General features: G+C 63.0%; 15 protein-coding genes. 8 read left to right on the forward strand and 7 right to left on the reverse strand.

Annotated features, from left to right (window positions below; all coding sequences use genetic code 11):
- Positions 1 to 82: 82 nt before the first annotated feature.
- From EAO39_RS01740 to EAO39_RS01760, 5 genes are all read right to left on the reverse strand, one after another.
- A complete protein-coding gene (locus tag EAO39_RS01740; RefSeq protein WP_205589334.1) occupies positions 83 to 1,045 on the reverse strand; it encodes a tripartite tricarboxylate transporter substrate binding protein in 963 nt (320 codons plus the stop codon).
- Positions 1,046 to 1,104: 59 nt separating this feature from the next.
- Positions 1,105 to 2,082: a tripartite tricarboxylate transporter substrate binding protein gene (locus tag EAO39_RS01745; RefSeq protein WP_120965665.1), complete on the reverse strand. Its 978-nt coding sequence runs from the start codon at positions 2,080 to 2,082 to the stop codon at positions 1,105 to 1,107.
- 49 nt (positions 2,083 to 2,131) lie between these two features.
- On the reverse strand, positions 2,132 to 3,043 hold the full coding sequence (kdgD, locus tag EAO39_RS01750) for a 5-dehydro-4-deoxyglucarate dehydratase (protein ID WP_120965667.1): 912 nt from the start codon (positions 3,041 to 3,043) through the stop codon (positions 2,132 to 2,134).
- A 41-nt stretch (positions 3,044 to 3,084) separates the two neighbouring features.
- Positions 3,085 to 4,062 carry a tripartite tricarboxylate transporter substrate binding protein gene (locus EAO39_RS01755; RefSeq protein ID WP_120965669.1) on the reverse strand — a complete coding sequence of 326 codons (978 nt, stop codon included), beginning with the start codon at positions 4,060 to 4,062 and terminating at the stop codon, positions 3,085 to 3,087.
- A gap of 97 nt (positions 4,063 to 4,159) precedes the next feature.
- Complete coding sequence (locus EAO39_RS01760; RefSeq protein ID WP_120965671.1) at positions 4,160 to 4,924, reverse strand: FadR/GntR family transcriptional regulator; 765 nt, start codon at positions 4,922 to 4,924, stop codon at positions 4,160 to 4,162.
- Positions 4,925 to 5,084: 160 nt separating this feature from the next.
- Between EAO39_RS01760 and EAO39_RS01765 the strand changes: the two genes are divergently transcribed.
- The 4 genes from EAO39_RS01765 to EAO39_RS01785 all read left to right on the forward strand — a co-directional run bounded on the left by EAO39_RS01765 (position 5,085) and on the right by EAO39_RS01785 (position 10,282).
- Entirely contained in the window at positions 5,085 to 6,380 is a 1,296-nt protein-coding gene (locus EAO39_RS01765) for a glucarate dehydratase family protein (protein WP_120965673.1), read from the forward strand.
- 53 nt (positions 6,381 to 6,433) lie between these two features.
- Positions 6,434 to 7,435, forward strand: coding sequence for a tripartite tricarboxylate transporter substrate binding protein (locus EAO39_RS01770; RefSeq protein ID WP_120965675.1), 1,002 nt, complete (start codon positions 6,434 to 6,436; stop codon positions 7,433 to 7,435).
- A 201-nt stretch (positions 7,436 to 7,636) separates the two neighbouring features.
- Positions 7,637 to 9,202 (forward strand): galactarate dehydratase, encoded by a 1,566-nt coding sequence (gene garD / locus EAO39_RS01780; RefSeq protein WP_120965678.1) that lies wholly within the window; start codon positions 7,637 to 7,639, stop codon positions 9,200 to 9,202.
- Between the two features lie 102 nt (positions 9,203 to 9,304).
- On the forward strand, positions 9,305 to 10,282 hold the full coding sequence (locus EAO39_RS01785) for a YihY/virulence factor BrkB family protein (protein ID WP_120970574.1): 978 nt from the start codon (positions 9,305 to 9,307) through the stop codon (positions 10,280 to 10,282).
- 85 nt (positions 10,283 to 10,367) lie between these two features.
- On the opposite strand, the gene EAO39_RS01790 is transcribed toward EAO39_RS01785, so the two are convergent.
- On the reverse strand, positions 10,368 to 11,141 hold the full coding sequence (locus EAO39_RS01790) for a ferredoxin--NADP reductase (RefSeq protein WP_120970576.1): 774 nt from the start codon (positions 11,139 to 11,141) through the stop codon (positions 10,368 to 10,370).
- Positions 11,142 to 11,388: 247 nt separating this feature from the next.
- Here EAO39_RS01790 and EAO39_RS01795 point away from each other — a divergent pair, with 247 nt between their 5' ends.
- The 4 genes from EAO39_RS01795 (at position 11,389) to EAO39_RS01810 (ending at position 16,135) form a co-directional block, all read left to right on the forward strand.
- On the forward strand, positions 11,389 to 12,588 hold the full coding sequence (locus EAO39_RS01795) for an ABC transporter substrate-binding protein (protein WP_120970578.1): 1,200 nt from the start codon (positions 11,389 to 11,391) through the stop codon (positions 12,586 to 12,588).
- Between the two features lie 102 nt (positions 12,589 to 12,690).
- A complete protein-coding gene (locus EAO39_RS01800; protein WP_120965680.1) occupies positions 12,691 to 14,610 on the forward strand; it encodes an ABC transporter permease in 1,920 nt (639 codons plus the stop codon).
- Positions 14,607 to 15,368 (forward strand): ABC transporter ATP-binding protein, encoded by a 762-nt coding sequence (locus EAO39_RS01805; protein WP_120965682.1) that lies wholly within the window; start codon positions 14,607 to 14,609, stop codon positions 15,366 to 15,368. The genes EAO39_RS01800 and EAO39_RS01805 overlap by 4 nt, the downstream gene beginning before the upstream one ends.
- Positions 15,365 to 16,135: an ABC transporter ATP-binding protein gene (locus tag EAO39_RS01810; protein WP_120965684.1), complete on the forward strand. Its 771-nt coding sequence runs from the start codon at positions 15,365 to 15,367 to the stop codon at positions 16,133 to 16,135. Before EAO39_RS01805 ends, EAO39_RS01810 begins: the two co-directional genes overlap by 4 nt.
- 5 nt (positions 16,136 to 16,140) lie before the next feature.
- On the opposite strand, the gene EAO39_RS01815 is transcribed toward EAO39_RS01810, so the two are convergent.
- The gene (locus tag EAO39_RS01815; RefSeq protein WP_120965686.1) at positions 16,141 to 16,998 is read right to left on the reverse strand and encodes an SDR family NAD(P)-dependent oxidoreductase; all 858 of its coding nucleotides are present in this window, start codon (positions 16,996 to 16,998) and stop codon (positions 16,141 to 16,143) included.
- Positions 16,999 to 17,089: the final 91 nt, after the last annotated feature.

Here is a 17,089-nt window from a genome sequence, read left to right on the forward strand (position 1 = left end):
ATCCTTGTCAGTCAATGGCGGGGGCCAAGGCCCCCTGGAAGTGGAAGCGGCCCGCCGCAGCGTGCCGTCAGGGGCGTACAGCTTATTCGGCCGTGATCCCCTTTTCTGTGATGAGCTGGGCGTAGGTGTTGTAGTCGGCCTGGATCAGCGCGGCGAACTGTGCCGGCGTCGTGGTCTTGGCGACAGCACCCTGCTCGTTGAGCTTGCTGGCAATCTCGGGCTGGGCGACGGTGTCGCGGATGGCCGCAGCCAGGCGGTCTATGGTGGCTTGCGGAGTCTTGGCTGGGGCCAGCACACCGACCCAGGAGATGGACTTGAAGCCTGGTACGGTCTCGGCAACCGTGGGTACATCGGGCAGAGCCGCAACGCGCTTGTCGCCGGTCACGGCCACAGCGCGCAGCTTGCCCGACTTGATGTGACCCATGCTTTCCAGCACGGTGGCAAACGACATCTGAACATGGCCGGCCAGCAGGTCTGCAATGGCCGGTCCGCCGCCGCGGTAAGGTACGTGCTGGATCTCGGTACGGGTGGCGCTTTTGAACATCTCGGCGGCTAGGTGCATGGAGCCGCCAGCACCCGAGGTGCTGTAGCTGAGTTTGCCGGGCTGGGCCTTGAGCAGTGCGATGAGTCCGGGCACATCCTTGGCCTGCACGCTGGGGTGTACCAGCAGCACCTGGGGCAGTTCGGCAATCAGGCTGACCGGGGCGAAAGCTGTCTTGGCGTCGTAAGGCAGCTTTTTGTAGAGGATGGGATTGATGGACTGGGTGCCGATATTGCCCAGCAGCAAGGTGTTGCCATCGGCTGGAGCACGGGCCACTTGGTCGGCGCCGATGACACCGGCGGCACCGGGTTTGTTCTCTATGACCACGGTCTGACCCAAGCGGGTACCTAGGGTCTGACTGAGCAGGCGGGCACTGGTGTCACTGCCGCCCCCGGGTGAGAAGGGGATGACCAGGGTCAGGGGTTTGCCGGACTGTGCGCTGGCAGCGCAAGACAGGCCGGCCAAGGCCAGTGTGATCAGCAATCGGCGGGAAGGGTTTCGCATGCGTTGTCTCCGTTATCGGTGTTGTGGGTGCATGGGCCGCCAGCGGCGGCGAAAAGGCTTCAGTCGGCAGTGATTTTTCGGGTCTGGATCAGTTGCTTCCAGCGTTCGTTTTCCTGGGTCTGAAAGCGTGTGAACTCTTCGGGCGTGTTGCCTACGATTTCCAGACCCTGCTCCACAAAGCGCTTGCGGATGTCGGGCTGCTGCACGGCGGCGATGGCGGCCTTGGCCAGCTTGGCCTTCACATCGGCGGGCAAGCCTTTGGGGGCCGCCATGCCTTGCCAGGAATAGACTTCCGCGCCTTTGACGCCTGACTCTGCCAGCGTGGGCACGTCAGGCAGCACGGGCGAGCGCTGCGTGCCGGTCACGGCAATCGCGTGCAGCTTGCCGCTGCGCAGGTGGGACAGCACGGCATTGACGTTCTGGAACGAGAAATCCACCTGGCCGCCCAGCAGGTCGGTGATGGCCGGTGCGCCACCCTTGTAGGGCACGTGCATGGCTTCGGTGCCGGTTTGCTGCCAGAACAGTTCGGCCGACAGATGATCGGAAGAACCGTTGCCCGAACTGGCAAAACTGATTTTTCCGGGATTGGCCTTGAGTGCGGCGATGACTTCGCTCACGCTGCGGACCTTTTGCTTGGGGCTGGCCACCAGCACATTGGGCGCCTGCACGGGAATGGTGATGTAGTCGAAGTCCTTGGCAGCGTCGTAGGGGACGCTCTTGACCAGATGGGGCGTGACGACGTACGGGCCCAGCGACGCGACAAGCAGGGTATAGCCGTCGGCCGCCGCGCGCTTGACGGCTCCCGCACCGATGGTGCCGGTGGCACCAGGGCGGTTTTCCACGACAAAGGGCTTGCCCAGCTGCTCGGCCATGCTCAGGGCCACGGCTCGCGCCACGGTGTCGGTAGAGCCGCCGGCCGGGAATGGCACGATGATGTTGACGGCTTTTTCAGGAAAGCTCCCGGCCGCCTGGGCCATGGGCGCTAGCTGGGTGGTGAGGGCGAGCGCTGCGCCCAGAGTGATCCATGTTTTTTTCATGCGTTTGTCTCCTTGGGGCGGCAGGTGCTGGCACCTGCCGGTGCCAGGCTTATTGGGGGCCGAGCTTGTCGATCAAGGCCTTGAGCTCTTCCATCTCGGAAGGCTTGAGGTCCGTCAGCGGAGCGCGCACGGGGCCGGCATCGTGGCCTACCAGCTTGGCGCCGGCCTTGATGATGCTGACGCCGTAGCCTTCTACGCGGTTGCGGATCTTCAGGTAAGGCATGAAGAAATCCTTGAGCAGCTTGTGCTGCGTGGCCATGTCGTCGGTGCGCACGGCTTCGTAGAAATCCATTGCCGTCTTGGGAATGAAGTTGAAGACGGCCGAGGAGTACACGGGTGTGCCCAGCGCCTTGTAGGCGGCGGCATAGATCTCGGCCGTGGGCAGGCCGCCCAGATAGGCGAAGCGGTCGCCCATCTTCATAAAGATGGAGGACATGGTTTCGATGTTGCCCATGCCGTCCTTGAAGCCCACCAGGTTGGGGCAGCGCTCGGCCAGGATGGCCAGGGATTCGGGCGTGAAGCGGGTGCGGTCGCGGTTGTAGACGATGACGCCGAATTTCACGCTCTTGCAGACCTGCTCCACGTGGGCGATCAGGCCTTCCTGGCCGGCTTCTGTCAGGTAGTGGGGCAGCAGCAGGATGCCGTGGGCACCCAGGCGCTCGGCTTCCTGGGCGTGGGCGATGGCAGTGCGGGTGGGGCCGCCGGCGCCGGCAATGATGGGCACCTTGCCGCGGCAGGTGTCCACGGCGGTCTTGATGATCTGGCCGTATTCATCGCCGTACAGCGAGAAGTACTCGCCCGTGCCGCCAGCGGCGAACAGGGCACTGGCACCGTAGGGGGCCAGCCATTCCAGGCGGGCGGCATAGCCCTTGGCATTGAAGTTACCGTTGCTGTCGAAGTCCGTCACGGGGAAGGACAGCAGGCCGGAACTCATCACGTCTTTGAGGTCTTGGGGGGTCATGGTAATCCTTTGAAAGAAGAGAGCAGAAAAGGTGCTGAACTTCAGTCCAGCTGCAAATTGGCGGTTTGCACCACGGTGCGCCAGCGGGCACGCTCGGCGTTGAAGAACTTGTCGGTTTCGGTGGGCGTCATCGTCACCACCTCGGCGCCTTGGGCCGTGAGGCGCGAGCGCACTTCGGGCGAGCGGATGGAGGCCAGCAGGGCCTGGTTCACGCGCTGAATGACGGCTTCGGGTGTCTTGGCCGGCAGCACCACGCCTTGCCAGGTGCCGGAATCAAAGCCCTGGGCGCCTTGCTCGGCCAGCGTGGGCACATCGGAGATCAAGGGCATGCGGCTGCTCTTGGAGATACCCAGCAGCTTGAGCTTGCCGCTTTGTACATGGGGGTAGGTGGCCAACATGCCGTTCATCAGCACCTGGGTCTGGCCGGCGACGGTGTCCTGTACCGATTGCACGCCGCCCTTGTAAGGCACGTAAACCCATTTCGCTCCCGTCAGTCGGGCCAGCTCCACGCCTGCCAGATGGGGGGCGCTGCCATTGGCCGTCACGGCGAAGTTCAGATCCTGCTTCTTGGACAGTTCCACCAGCTCCTTGAGATTGTTGGCCTTCACGGAGGGATGAACCACCAGCATATGGGGCGAGTAAGCCAGCATGGCTGCCCCGCGCAAGGCCTTGGATGGATCGAAGCTGAGCTTGGTATAGACCGAAGGCGAGATGGCCAGCGCGCCCAGATCGCAGAGCAGCCAGGTGTAGCCGTCAGCCGGTGCGCGGGCGACAAACTCTGCGCCCAGATTGCCGTTGGCACCGGGCTTGTTTTCGATCACCACGGGTTGCTTGAACTCTTGCGAAAGCTGCTGGCCTATGGCACGGGCAATGATGTCGGAACTGCCGCCGGGGGGGTAGGGAACAACCAGGCGAATCGGCTTGGAAGGCCAGGCTTCGGCTGCCAGCAGCTGAGGGGAAAACAGGCTGCTGGCGGCAAGCGCCAGCGCGGAACACAGAAATCGGGAGCGGCAAAGCATGATGAGATTGTCTCCTGGTTGTTGTCTGTCATCATACAACTAGAGATCTCAGAACCCAATACCTTCTTGCTAGGGGAAAACGCGGATGGGGCGGTGATTAAGCCGCTGGACCTGATTCCTGAGACTGACTCAGACGTTGTGCCAGGCGCAGGCGCTCGCGCGAATTGGTCAAGTGAATGCGCATGGCGGCCCGGGCAGAGTCTGCGTCCTGGCGCTCAATAGCGGCATAGATTTCCTCGTGCTCGCGATTGACGCGGCGCAGGTAATCGGGGTCGCGGGCCGGCGTATGGATGGAGGTGATGCGGTTGCGCGGAATCAGCAGCGTGCCGAAATGCTGGAGGATTTCCTGGAAGTAGCGATTGCCCGTGGCCTGCGCAATGCACAGGTGAAAGGCTAGGTCGTGGCTGACGGTCTCGTGCCCGAGCGCAAAGTTGTGCTCGAAGGCCTGCAGTGCCTCGCGCATGGCCTGCAGATGTGGGGCTTGGCGGCGCTGTGCGGCCAGGCCGGCGGCTTCGGTCTCCAGGCTGATGCGCAGCTCCAGCACGGCCAGCACATCCACCGATTCACTCAATTCATGGGCGTTGAGCACGGGGCTCTGGCGTACCGGTGCCGGCAGCACAAAAGTGCCTATGCCATGCCGTGTTTCCACCAGACCGCCGGCTTGCAGCTTGGACAAGGCTTCACGCACCACGGTGCGGCTGACGTCGTAGCTGCGAACCAGCTCGGATTCGGTAGGCAGCTTGTCGCCTTCATTGAGCAGGCCTTGTCGAATCTTTTGCTCGAACTCTTCAGACAACAGATTGGCCAGGCTGCGACTGCCTCGGCTGGTCTTGCTGCGCAGCGCAGACCCCTCCGTCGGCAATAAAAATGCAGTGGATTGGGGTAATTCCGATGTCTGGGTGCTCATGGCTCTGATGATAATAGTTTTTAGTTGTACGACAACATACCACAAGACCTCTGTACTCAAGCTCCGTGGCTTCACCCAGCCACCCTGATTTCACTACCGCCGCTGCCCGTCCAAAATGAGCACCTCTCACGCGATCCGCCACATCCGCATCACACCTATTGCTTTCCGTGATCCGCCGCTGCTCAATGCGGCCGGCATCCACGAGCCCTGGGCGCTGCGCTCCATCATCGAAATCGAGACCGCATCGGGTCTGGTGGGCATCAATGAAAGCTATGGCGACCAGCCCATGCTGGAGGCGCTGGCCAAGGTGGCACCGTCATTGATCGGACTGTCACCCTGGGCGCTCAACGAAATGGAAGTGCGTGTTGCGGCCCTGGTGACGCCGCCCCAGCTGACGGCTTCGGAGTTTCTGGGCCAGCAGGTTTCGCTGGCACCGGGCACCCATGTGTCCAAGACCGTGGCCAAGGTGGTCAGCGCCTTTGAAGTCGCCATGCTGGACCTGCAAGGTCAGATGGCCCAGGCGCCCATCGTGGATCTGCTGGGCGGCGCAGCGCGCGACCGCGTGCCGTTTTCGGCCTATCTGTTTTACAAATACGCCGAACACATCGACAAGCCTTATGCGCCGGACGCCTGGGGCGAGGCACTGGCGCCGCAGCAACTGGTGGAGCAGGCGCGCCGCATGATCTCGCAGTACGGTTTTCAGAGCATCAAGCTCAAGGCCGGTACGCTGCCGCCCGAGCAAGAGGCCGCAGGCATTCTGGCCCTGGCCGAGGCTTTTCCGGGTCTGCCGTTGCGCATAGACCCCAATGGCAACTGGACGGTGGAAACCAGTCTCAAGATCGTGCAGCAGCTGCGCGGCGTGCTGGAGTACTACGAAGATCCGGCCCCCGGTCTGGACGGCATGGCGGCTGTGGCGCGCGAGTGTGAGGTGCCTCTGGCCACGAATATGGTGGTGACGGACTTTGCCGAGTTCCGCCGCAATGCCGACATGGGCTGCCCGGTGAAGATTGTGCTCAGCGACCACCACTACTGGGGCGGCCTGCGTGCCACCCAGCGCCTGTCCACACTGTGCCGCACTTTCGATTTGGGCCTGTCCATGCACAGCAACTCCCACCTGGGCGTGAGCCTGGTGGCCATGACCCACCTTTGCGCCAGCGTGCCGCTGCTGACCTATGCCTGCGACACCCACTACCCCTGGCAGGACGAAGAGGTCGTCGCAGGCGGTCGTCTGCAGTTCGAGCAGGGCAGCCTGCGCGTGCCCACCACACCGGGCCTGGGCGTGACGCTGGACCGCGAGGCGCTGGCCCGCCTGCATGGCAACTATCTGCGCTGTGGCATTCGCAACCGGGACGACCTGGGGCAAATGCGCAAGTACGACCCTGGCTTCACCGGCCATCAACCCCGTTTTTGAACCCCCAATCCACAGCGCAAGAAGACGCTATCGCCCAACCGGAGACACGCACCATGCAACGCCGCACTTTAATCCAATGCACTCTCGCCGCCAGCTTCCTGCTGCTCGGCGCATCCCAACTGGCCGCGCCCGCCCTGGCACAGGGCAACTGGCCCACCGGCAAAGCCATTACTTATCTGGTGCCGTTTCCTCCCGGCGGCAATACCGACACCCTGGCACGCGTGATTGCCCAGCCGCTGAGCAAGGCGCTTGGCACGCCCGTGATCATCGAAAACAAGGGCGGTGCTGGCGGTAGCGTGGGCTCGGCCCAAGCTGCCCGTGCGCCGGCCGACGGCTACACCATTCTGGGCGGCACCATCAGCTCGCATGCCATCAATGTGAGCCTGTATTCCAAGCTGGACTATGACCCCGTCAAATCCTTTACACCGGTCGCCATGCTGGGTTCCGGGCCGCTGGTGTTGGTGGTACCGGCCGCCAGCTCCTACAAGACGCTGGCCGACGTGCTGGCCGGCAGCAAGGCCAAGGCGGCTGCCGGTGGTCTGACTTCGGCTTCGCCTGGCAACGGCACCTCCAACCATATGGCGCTGGAATTGCTGGCCTACCAGAGCGGCGTGAAGTTCACCCATGTGCCCTACAAGGGCAGCGGCCCGGCGGTTCAGGATGTGATGGGCGGCCAGGTGGACATGATGTTCGACACCGCCCTGGTCGTCGGCCCGCATATACAGTCTGGCAAGCTGCGCCCCATTGCTGTGACCAGTTCCAAGCGCCTGGAGTCGCTGCCCGATGTGCCGACCATTGCCGAAGCGGGTGAGAAGGGCTTTGACATGGGATCGTGGCAGGCGGTGTTCGCGCCCGCAGGCACACCCAAGCCCATCGTGGACCGACTACATGCCGAGATCATGAAAATCGTCGCCACACCCGAAGTCCAGGCTCGCCTCAAGAACTTTGGCATGCTGCCTTCCCATATGACGCCCGCCGAGTTGGCCGATTACCAGAAGGCCGAAGTGGCCAAGTGGGCCAAGGTGATCAAGGCGGCTGGAATAAAAGCGGATTGACCCCCTGAGCGGCTGCGCCGCTTCCCCCGTTGCACGGCGCCCTCTCTCGCTTCGCGGAGGGAGACGACACCCTCGGTGCGGGGCCGCCTAGGCCCTTCCTCAGTGTCTCTGGTTTGGGCCAGCGTCAGTTGCGGGGGCTTTGCCAGTTGCCGGGCTGATGCGGCCCAAGGTTGCGAAATAGAAAATTGAGATGAGATTGCCATGAGTACCCCAGCCCCACTTTCCATCAGCATGCATCCGGCCGACAACGTGGCCATCATTGCCAACGACGGCGGCCTGCCGGCCGGCACCGTGCTGCCCGGCGGCCTGGTGCTGGTCGACAAGGTGCCGCAGGCGCACAAGGTGGCGCTGGAAGACATTCCCGAAGGCGGAGCGGTGCGCCGCTATAACGTGGTCATAGGTTATGCGCTGCAATCGATTGCGGCCGGCAGCTGGGTGCATGAACGCCTGCTCAAAATGCCCGGTGCGCTTTCGCTGGAAGGCTTGCCCATTGCCACGGTCAAGCCGCCCGCGCTGGAGCCGCTGGAAGGCTATACCTTCGAAGGCTATCGCAATGCCGACGGCACGGTGGGCACGCGCAACATCCTGGCCATTACCACCACGGTGCAATGCGTGGCCGGAGTGCTGGATTTTGCGGTGGGTCGCATCAAGGCCGAGTTGCTGCCGCGCTATCCGAATGTCGATGACGTGGTCGGACTGGAGCACAGCTATGGCTGTGGCGTGGCGATTGATGCCGTGGGCGCCGAGATTCCGCAGCGCACGCTGCGCAACATCAGCCACAACCCGAACTTCGGTGGTGAGGTCATGGTGGTCAGCCTGGGCTGCGAAAAGCTGCAACCCGAGCGGCTGCTGCCGCCGGGTAGCTTTCCCATCGTCGATGAGCGTGAGTCCGCGCTGGATGTGGTTTTTCTGCAGGACGAGGCCCATGTGGGCTTTATGTCCATGATCGACTCCATCATGCAGCGGGCCAAAGTCCATCTGGAGCGGCTCAACGCGCGCCGACGCGAAACCGTACACGCCAGTGCACTGGTCGTGGGCGTGCAGTGCGGTGGCAGCGATGCCTTCAGCGGCGTTACGGCCAACCCGGCCGTGGGCTTTTGCACCGACCTGCTGGTGCGCGCCGGTGCCACCGTGATGTTTAGCGAAGTGACCGAGGTGCGCGACGGCATAGATCAGCTCACCTCGCGCGCCTCCAGCCCCGAAGTGGCCGAGGCCATGATCGCGGAAATGGCCTGGTACGACGCTTACCTGGACAAGGGCAAGGTGGATCGCAGTGCCAACACCACGCCGGGCAACAAAAAAGGCGGTCTCTCCAACATCGTCGAGAAGGCCATGGGCTCCATCATCAAGAGCGGTACCGCCCCCATCACGGGCGTGCTGTCGCCGGGTCAGCGGTTGGCGGATCGCGGCATAACACGCGGTCTGGTCTACGCAGCCACTCCGGCCAGCGACTTTATCTGCGGCACGCTGCAACTGGCGGCTGGTATGAATCTGCATGTCTTCACCACGGGCCGTGGCACGCCTTACGGCCTGGCCCAGGTGCCGGTGATCAAGGTCGCCACGCGCAGCGACCTTGCGCGGCGCTGGCATGACCTGATGGATGTCAACGCCGGACGCATTGCCGACGGCGAAGCCACGATAGAGGACATAGGCTGGGAAATGTTCAGACTGATGCTGGATGTGGCCAGCGGGAGAAAAAAGACCTGGGCCGAGCAGTGGAAGTTGCATAACGCGCTGGTGCTGTTCAACCCCGCGCCCGTGACCTGAGAGGCGTTTCCAGAGAGCCGAAGCCGCCATCTGGACTGCCTGCAATTTCAGCGTCGGCGTGGACTGACAGGCCAATGTCGGTGAATGACGACACAATGCCGCATGGCACTGCAAGTTTCTTTATGGAAGCAGCGACTCGAGCGCTGGAGTCGACCTGTTCAACCCCTGATAGACGCCGTACAGCTGTGGCTGCAGGCCGACGGTCTGCGCATGAGCGCGGCGATGTCTTTCTACGGCATTCTGAGTCTGGCGCCGCTGTTGCTGGCGGTGGTGGGCTTGCTGGGCTGGTGGCTGGATCGCAGCTATGTGGAGAACACGCTGATCAGTCAGGTGCAGGCCGTGGTGGGCGAGCGCGCGGCACAGGTGATTCAAGGCGCGCTGTCTAGCGCCCAGAATTCGGGTGAGGGTACTCTGGCCTCGGTGCTGGGTCTGGTGATGATGCTCTCGGGGGCGACCGGCGTGTTTGTGGAGCTGCAGGCCTCGCTGGACAAGTTGTGGTCCATGGGCGAGGAACCTGTGCCCCAGACCCGCGCTGCCTGGTGGAGCATGGCGGTATCGCGTTTGCGGGGGCTCAGTTATGTGGCCGGCCTGGGCTTTTTGCTGCTGGTGTCCATGCTGCTGTCAACGGCCATCCAGATGGTCACCAAATGGGCCAGCGATGAGCTTCAACTGGTGCCCATGGGCCCGCTGCTGGGCTTGGTCAATGAATTGGTGTCCCTGGGTATCTCGGTGCTGCTGTTTCTGGGCTTGATGCGCATGGGCGCCGGCATCAAGCCGTCCATGCGCTATCTGCTCATGGGAGCCATGACGGGTGCTGTGCTGTTCACCCTGGGCAAGCAGGGGCTGGCCTGGTATCTGTCCACCGCAGCTGTGGTTTCGGCCTATGGCGCGGCGGGCTCGCTGGTGGTGGTGCTGATGTGGTTTTACTTCACCTCGGCCATCTTGCTGTTCTCGGCCGCCACGGCCAAGGCCTGCAGCAAGGCCGGGCTGAGGTTCAGGCGGCCTTTTGCCTCGCAGGCCGGTGCACCGTCAACTGTCGACCCCCAAACCTTGCCCAAGACCGCTGGCGAGAATATTTAAAAAGCCACGTCGCCACTCTTGCGAACAAGAGGGGCGAGCGTGGCTTTTGTCAGGGCCGGGCCGAGGCTGTGCTCAGCCTGGCGCTTTACTTTTCCACAAACGCGCGTTCAACGACAAAGTCGCCAGGCGTGGTGGTGTTGCCTTCCTTGAAGCCGCGGTGTTCCAGCAACTCCTTGAGTTCGGCCAGCATGGCGGGGCTGCCGCAGAGCATCACGCGATCGGTCTCGGGGTTGAGATCGGGCAGACCGATGTTTTGCGGGAAGGTGCCGTTGTTGATCTGGGTGGAGATACGGCCATGGTTGCGGAAGGGTTCGCGCGTCACCGTGGGGTAGTACACCAGCTTGTCCTTGATGATGTCGCCCAGCAGCTCGTGCTCGGGCAGCTCTTTTTCCAGCAGCTCCTGATAGGCCAGCTCGTTGATATGGCGCACGCCATGCACGATCACGACCTTCTCGAAGCGCTCATAGGTCTCGGGGTCGCGGGCGACGGAGAGCCAGGGTGCCAGACCGGTGCCGGTGCCGATCATGTACAGATTCTTGCCGGGCAGCAGATAGTCGATGAGCAGCGTACCGGTGGGTTTTTTGCCCACGATGATGGTGTCGCCCACCTTGATGTTCTGCAGCTTGGAGGTCAACGGGCCGTCGGGCACCTTGATGGACAGAAACTCCAGGTGCTCTTCGTAATTGGGGCTGGCAATCGAGTAGGCGCGCAGCAAGTTCTTGCCGTCCACCTTCAGGCCAATCATGGTGAAGTGACCGTTGGAGAAACGCAGCGAGGTGTCGCGTGTCGTTGTGAAGGAAAAAAGACGGTCAGTCCAGTGATGGACGGACAGCACGCGTTCTTCAAGAAAAGCACTCATGATCGTCTGACAAAAAAAGACTTTGGAGCAGGGCGGACCTGCAGAGAAAATGCCCGGCATTCGCCTGGGGGCGGGCGGTGGCGGAGCGCCAGCACACAAGCGGTGGCTGACGCGGTAGCTGCCGGTTGCCAAGCGGGACTAGCTACATATTGTCCGGCAATATGGTCTTAAACGGGTACATTGCTCGCCAATGTCTTGATACTGAATAGTGATAAGGAGAATGACGATGGGTTTTCACATGCGCTGGATGACTCCGGCATTCGCTCTGGCCGCTCTTCCTGCCTGGCAATCTGCCGCCGCGCAGGGCGTGATCAAGATTGGCGAAATCAATAGTTACAAGGCCCAGCCGGCCTTTCTGGAACCCTATAAAAAAGGCATGGAATTGGCGGTGGAGCAGGTCAACGCCGCCGGCGGCGTGGCGGGCAAAAAGCTGCAACTGGTAGTTCGTGACGACAACGCCACGCCTGGCGATGCCGTGCGCGCCGCCGAAGAGCTCTACAGCCGCGAAAAGATCGACGTGCTCACCGGCAGCTTTCTCTCGCATGTGGGTCTGGCGCTGACGGACTACGCCAACCAGAAAAAACGTTTCTTCCTGGCGTCCGAGCCGCTGACCGACAAAATCGTCTGGGCCAACGGCAATCACTACACCTTCCGTCTGCGCGGCTCCACCTATATGCAGACCGCCATGCTGGTGGAGGAAGCACTCAAGCTCAAGAAAAAGCGCTGGGCCATCGTCTATCCCAACTACGAATACGGACAGTCGGCCGTCGCCACCTTCAAGAAGCTGATGAAGGAAAAGCAGCCCGATATCGAATTTGTGGCCGAGCAGGCGCCGGCGCTGGGCAAGATCGATGCCGGCTCCGTGGTACAGGCCTTGGCCGACGCCAAGCCCGATGCGGTCTTCAACGTGCTGTTTGCCACCGATCTGGGCAAGTTTGTGCGCGAAGGCAATACCCGCGGCCTGTTCAAGGGCCGCGAAGTGGTGGGTCTGCTGACGGCCGAGCCCGAATACCTGGACCCGCTCAAGAAGGAAGCCCCCGAGGGCTGGACGGTGACCGGCTATCCCTGGTACTCCATCAACACGCCCGAGCATGCCGCCTTCCTCAAGGCCTATCAGGCCCGATTCAAGGACTATCCGCGCCTGGGCACCATCGTGGGCTACAACGCCATCCAGTCGATTGCTGCGGGTCTGCGCAAGACCGGTGGCGACCCCGATACCGAAAAGCTGATTGCCGCCTTCAAGGGCCTGGAAGTGGCCACGCCTTTTGGCCGCATCACCTACCGCGCCCAGGATCACCAGTCCACCATGGGCGCCTATGTGGGCAAGACGGCTTATGACGACAAGCTCAAACGCGGCGTGCTGGTCAAATACCGCTATGCCGATGGCAAGGACTATCAGCCTTCGGACGAGGAAGTGAAGAAGCTGCGACCCGCCGCGGCGAACTGACGCGCAGGGGTGAAAATTCTTGCGAAAATACACAGGCCACCCCGCGAGGGTGGCTTTTTTCATACCTGCAGGGAGTGAGTTGATGACAAGGGGAGACGCAGCATGAGCGCATCCGGCCTGCTGGCCCAGCTGCTCAACGGCCTGGCCAGCGCATCGTCGCTGTTTCTGGTGTCGGTGGGGCTGTCGCTGATTTTTGGCGTCACCCGCACCATCAACTTTGCCCATGGCTCGTTCTACATGCTGGGTGCCTTCATGGCCTACAGCAGCGTGGAGGTGCTCTCGCCCTATATCGGCTTCTGGCCTGCGCTGCTGTTGGCCCCGCTGGCCTGCGCAGTGTTGGGCGCCATCACCGAGATACTGCTGCTGCGCCGCATCTACAAGGCGCCCGAGCTGTTTCAGCTGCTGGCCACGTTTGCCCTGGTACTGGTGATCAAGGACGCGGTGCTTTGGCTGTGGGGGCCCGAGGAGTTGTTCGGTCCGCGCGCTGCCGGTTTCGAAGGCTCGGTGGCCATTCTGGGGCGTGAGTTCCCTACTTACGATCTGCTTTTGATAGCGGCTGGCCCCATGGTTTTACTGGGTCTGACGCTGTTGCTGACCAAGACCCGCTTCGGCACCCTGGTGCGTGCCGCCACGCAGGACCGTGAAATGGTGGGCGCACTGGGCGTGAACCAGGCCTGGCTGTTCACGGCCGTATTTGCCCTGGGCACGCTGCTGGCGGGTCTGGGCGGTGCGCTGCAGCTGCCGCGCGAGCCGGCCAGCCTGGAGATGGACATGTTGACCATTGGCGCAGCCTTTGTGGTGGTCGTCGTGGGCGGCATGGGCAGCATTCCGGGAGCGTTTGTGGCCGCGCTATTGGTGGCGGAATTGAAAGCCGTCTGTATCTGGCTGGGCGTGCAGCAGATTGCCGGCGTGGAAATCTCGTTTTCCAAGCTCACCCTGGTGGTGGAGTTTCTGGTCATGGCCGTGGTGCTGGTCTGGCGGCCCTGGGGCTTGCTGGGCAAGCCCCAGGCGCTGGCCCGTAGCGGTGGCGAGCCCGAACTGCCGCTACGCAGCGCAGGCCGTGGTGCGCGTGCGGCGTGGCTGGGCTTGCTGCTGGCCTTGGTCCTGCTGCCTCTGGTGGCTGGTGAGGCCGGCGGCTACAGCACCGTGCTGCTGACGGATATCTTTATTGCCGCGCTGCTGGCGGCCAGTCTGCACTTCATCCTCGGCCCTGGCGGCATGCATTCCTTCGGCCATGCGGCTTACTTTGGCCTGGGTGCCTATGGCGCGGCGCTGCTGGTGCGTCTGCTGGATCTGCCCCTGCCTGCCGTGCTGCTGTTGGGCCCCTTGGTGGCGGCTGCCGGTGGCCTGCTTTATGGCTGGTTCTGCGTGCGCCTGTCCGGCGTGTACCTGACCATGCTGACGCTGGCGTTTGCGCAAATCAGCTGGGCCATCGTCTTTCAGTGGGACGCGTTCACCGGCGGCAGCAATGGACTTACCGGCGTGTGGCCGCCGGAATGGCAAATCACGTGGGCGCCGCACGGCGCGGTCTTTTACTGGCTGGCGCTGGCGGTTTGCGCTCTGGGCATTTATCTGCTGCGGCGCCTGCTGTTCTCGCCACTGGGCTATGCCTTGCGTGCCAGCCGCGATTCGGCCTTGCGGGCCGATGCCATCGGCATAGCTGTGCGCCGCGTGCAGTGGACGGCGTTTGTCATTGCCGCCTGGTTTGCCGGGCTGGCCGGTGCGCTGTTTGCCTTCAGCAAGGGCGGCGTGGCGCCCGATGCCATGTCGGTCACCAAATCCGTCGATGCGCTGGTCATGGTGCTGCTGGGCGGCGTGCAGACGCTGGCCGGCCCTGTGGTCGGCGCGGCGGCCTTTACCTGGCTGCACGACACGGTGGCGCGCAACACCGAGTACTGGCGTGCGCTGATGGGCGCCATCATGCTGGCTCTGGTGCTGCTGTTCCCTCAGGGGATTTCGGGTTTTGCGCAGATGCTGTGGGCGAGAGTAGCTATGAAAAAAGCGCAAGGAGCCCAGCCATGAGCCTGTTGCAAGTGCAAAACATCAGCAAGGCCTTCGGCGGCGTCAAAGCCGTGCAGAACGTGTCGTTTGCGTTGCAGGCCGGCGAGCTGCTGGCCCTGATAGGCCCCAATGGAGCGGGCAAGACCACCACCTTCAACCTGGTGGGCGGGCAGTTGGCAGCCGACAGCGGTCAGGTGCTGCTGGGCGGCAAGAACATCAGCGGGCTGGCGCCGCGCGCCATCTGGCGGCTGGGCGTGGGACGCACGTTTCAGATTGCCCAGACTTTTGCCTCGCTGACCGTGGTGGAGAACGTGCAGATGGCGTTACTGTCTGCCGACCGCAAGATTTTCAGCTGGTGGCCGCGTGCGGCCGGCCATCGCCGCAGCGATGCGCTGGCGCTGCTGGAGCAAGTCGGCATGCAGGCCCAGGCCGAGCGCCCTTGCAGCGAACTGGCTTACGGCGATGTGAAGCGTGTGGAGCTGGCCATGGCATTGGCGCACGACCCGCAATTGCTGCTGATGGACGAGCCCACGGCCGGCATGGCGCCCGGAGAACGCGTGGCCTTGATGCAGCTGGCCCGGCGCATTGCACGGCAGCGCCAGATGGGCGTGCTGTTTACCGAGCACAGCATGGACGTGGTCTTCGGCCAGGCCGACCGCGTGGCCGTGTTGGTGCGCGGCCAGTTGCTGGCCGAAGGCACGCCGCAGCAGATTCGCGCCGATGCCAGAGTGCAGCAGGCCTACCTGGGCACGGGCTTGGTATTGGAAAAACAGAAGTGAATAAAAACCATAGCAGGCCCCGCATGATGGGCAAAGGCCAGAGCCAGAAAATGCTTGAAGTGCTCGATTTGAACGCCTGGTATGGCGCGGCGCATATCCTGCATGGCGTCAGCTTGAACGTGGGGCGCGGCGAAGTCGTGGCGCTGATGGGGCGCAATGGCGCGGGCAAATCTACCACGCTCAAAAGCATTGCTGCGCTGGTGCCGCGCCGGGAGGGAACGATCAGCTTTATGGGCCAGGCCATCGATCAAAAAGCCTCGCACCAGATTGCGCAGCGCGGCCTGGGCTATGTGCCCGAGGATCGGCGCATTTTTACCGAGCTGACGGTGCTGGAAAACCTGGAAGTCGGTCGCCAGAAGCCACGCCAGTGGCCGGATGGAACGGCTCTGCCGCACTGGACGCCGGGAAAACTGTTCACCCTGTTTCCCAATCTGGGCGAAATGCCGGATCGCCTGGGCGGCCGCATGAGCGGCGGCGAGCAGCAGATGCTGTCCGTGGCCCGCACGCTGATGGGCCAACCCTGTCTGGTGCTGCTCGACGAGCCTTCGGAAGGCGTGGCGCCGCTGATTGTGGAACAGATGGCGCGCACGATTTTGGAGCTCAAGGCCCAGGGCATTGGCATCTTGCTCAGCGAGCAGAATCTGCCATTTGCCGAAGTCGTGGCCGACCGCGCCTATGTGCTGGAAAAGGGCCAGATCGTGCACCAGGCCAGCATGGCGGAGCTGGCGGGTGACGATGCGGTGCGCAAGCAATATCTGGGCGTCTGAACCGCTCACTCCACCACCACGGGCGAAAACTCCGGCGGTGCACCAAACCAGGCGCGGGGCGAGGGCGGTTGTGCGCCATCCACATCTTGCACGCCGTACTGGCTGGCCAGCTCGGCGGTGTAGAAGGTGCGGCCCGAGCGGGCCTCCAGGCAATTTGGGTCGCCGTGCAGGGCCAGCACCACGCGGCCTATGAACTGCGGAGTTTCGGCCGTGTCAAAGCTGTTGCCGTATTTGTCGGGCGAGGCGGCGCAGACGCGCTCTGAGCGCTCGGTCTTGACCAGACCCGGCCAGAGCGAGACCACGCTCACGCCGTGGGGCTTGAAGTCATGGGCCATGTCAAACGTCATCTTGTCCGTGCCGGCCTTGCCGGCGCCATAGGCCGGGCCGTGCATATAGCAGCGGCTGCCGGCAGAAGAGATATTGACGATCAGACCGCCTGCCGCCAGCAGCAAATCGGCACCGAGGTGGCAGGCCACATAGCTGGAGCGCAGGCCCACGTCCAGCAGGGATGTCATGGACAGCGGCTTTTGCCAGAAGGGCGCGACTTCGATCAGCGGGTCGGGAATGGCAATGGCGCTGTTGACCAGAATGTCCAGCTTGCCGTGCTCGCGGCGCACGCGCTTGAACAAGGCTGTCACCTGGGCATCGTCGCCATGGTCGCAGGCCACGGCAATGCCGGTGCCGCCTGCGGCACTGACATCGGCCGCCGTCTGGCCCACGGTGCCCGGCAGGGGTGAATCGCCTTCATTCACGCTGCGCCCCGTCACATAGACGGTGGCACCTGCCGCACCCAAAGCCAGGGCCACGCCCCGACCCACTCCCCGGCTGGCGCCGGTGACCACGCATACCAATGCTGTTTTCATTCTGTCTCCTCGGTGTTTTTGCAGAATGAATTTGGACCATGCGTGCCCGCGGGGCTACGTCTGTCAGGACTATGGGCGTTGGCTTGCCTTG

It is taken from the genome of Comamonas sp. lk (assembly GCF_900564145.1).
In the GTDB taxonomy this organism is placed as follows: domain Bacteria; phylum Pseudomonadota; class Gammaproteobacteria; order Burkholderiales; family Burkholderiaceae_C; genus Comamonas.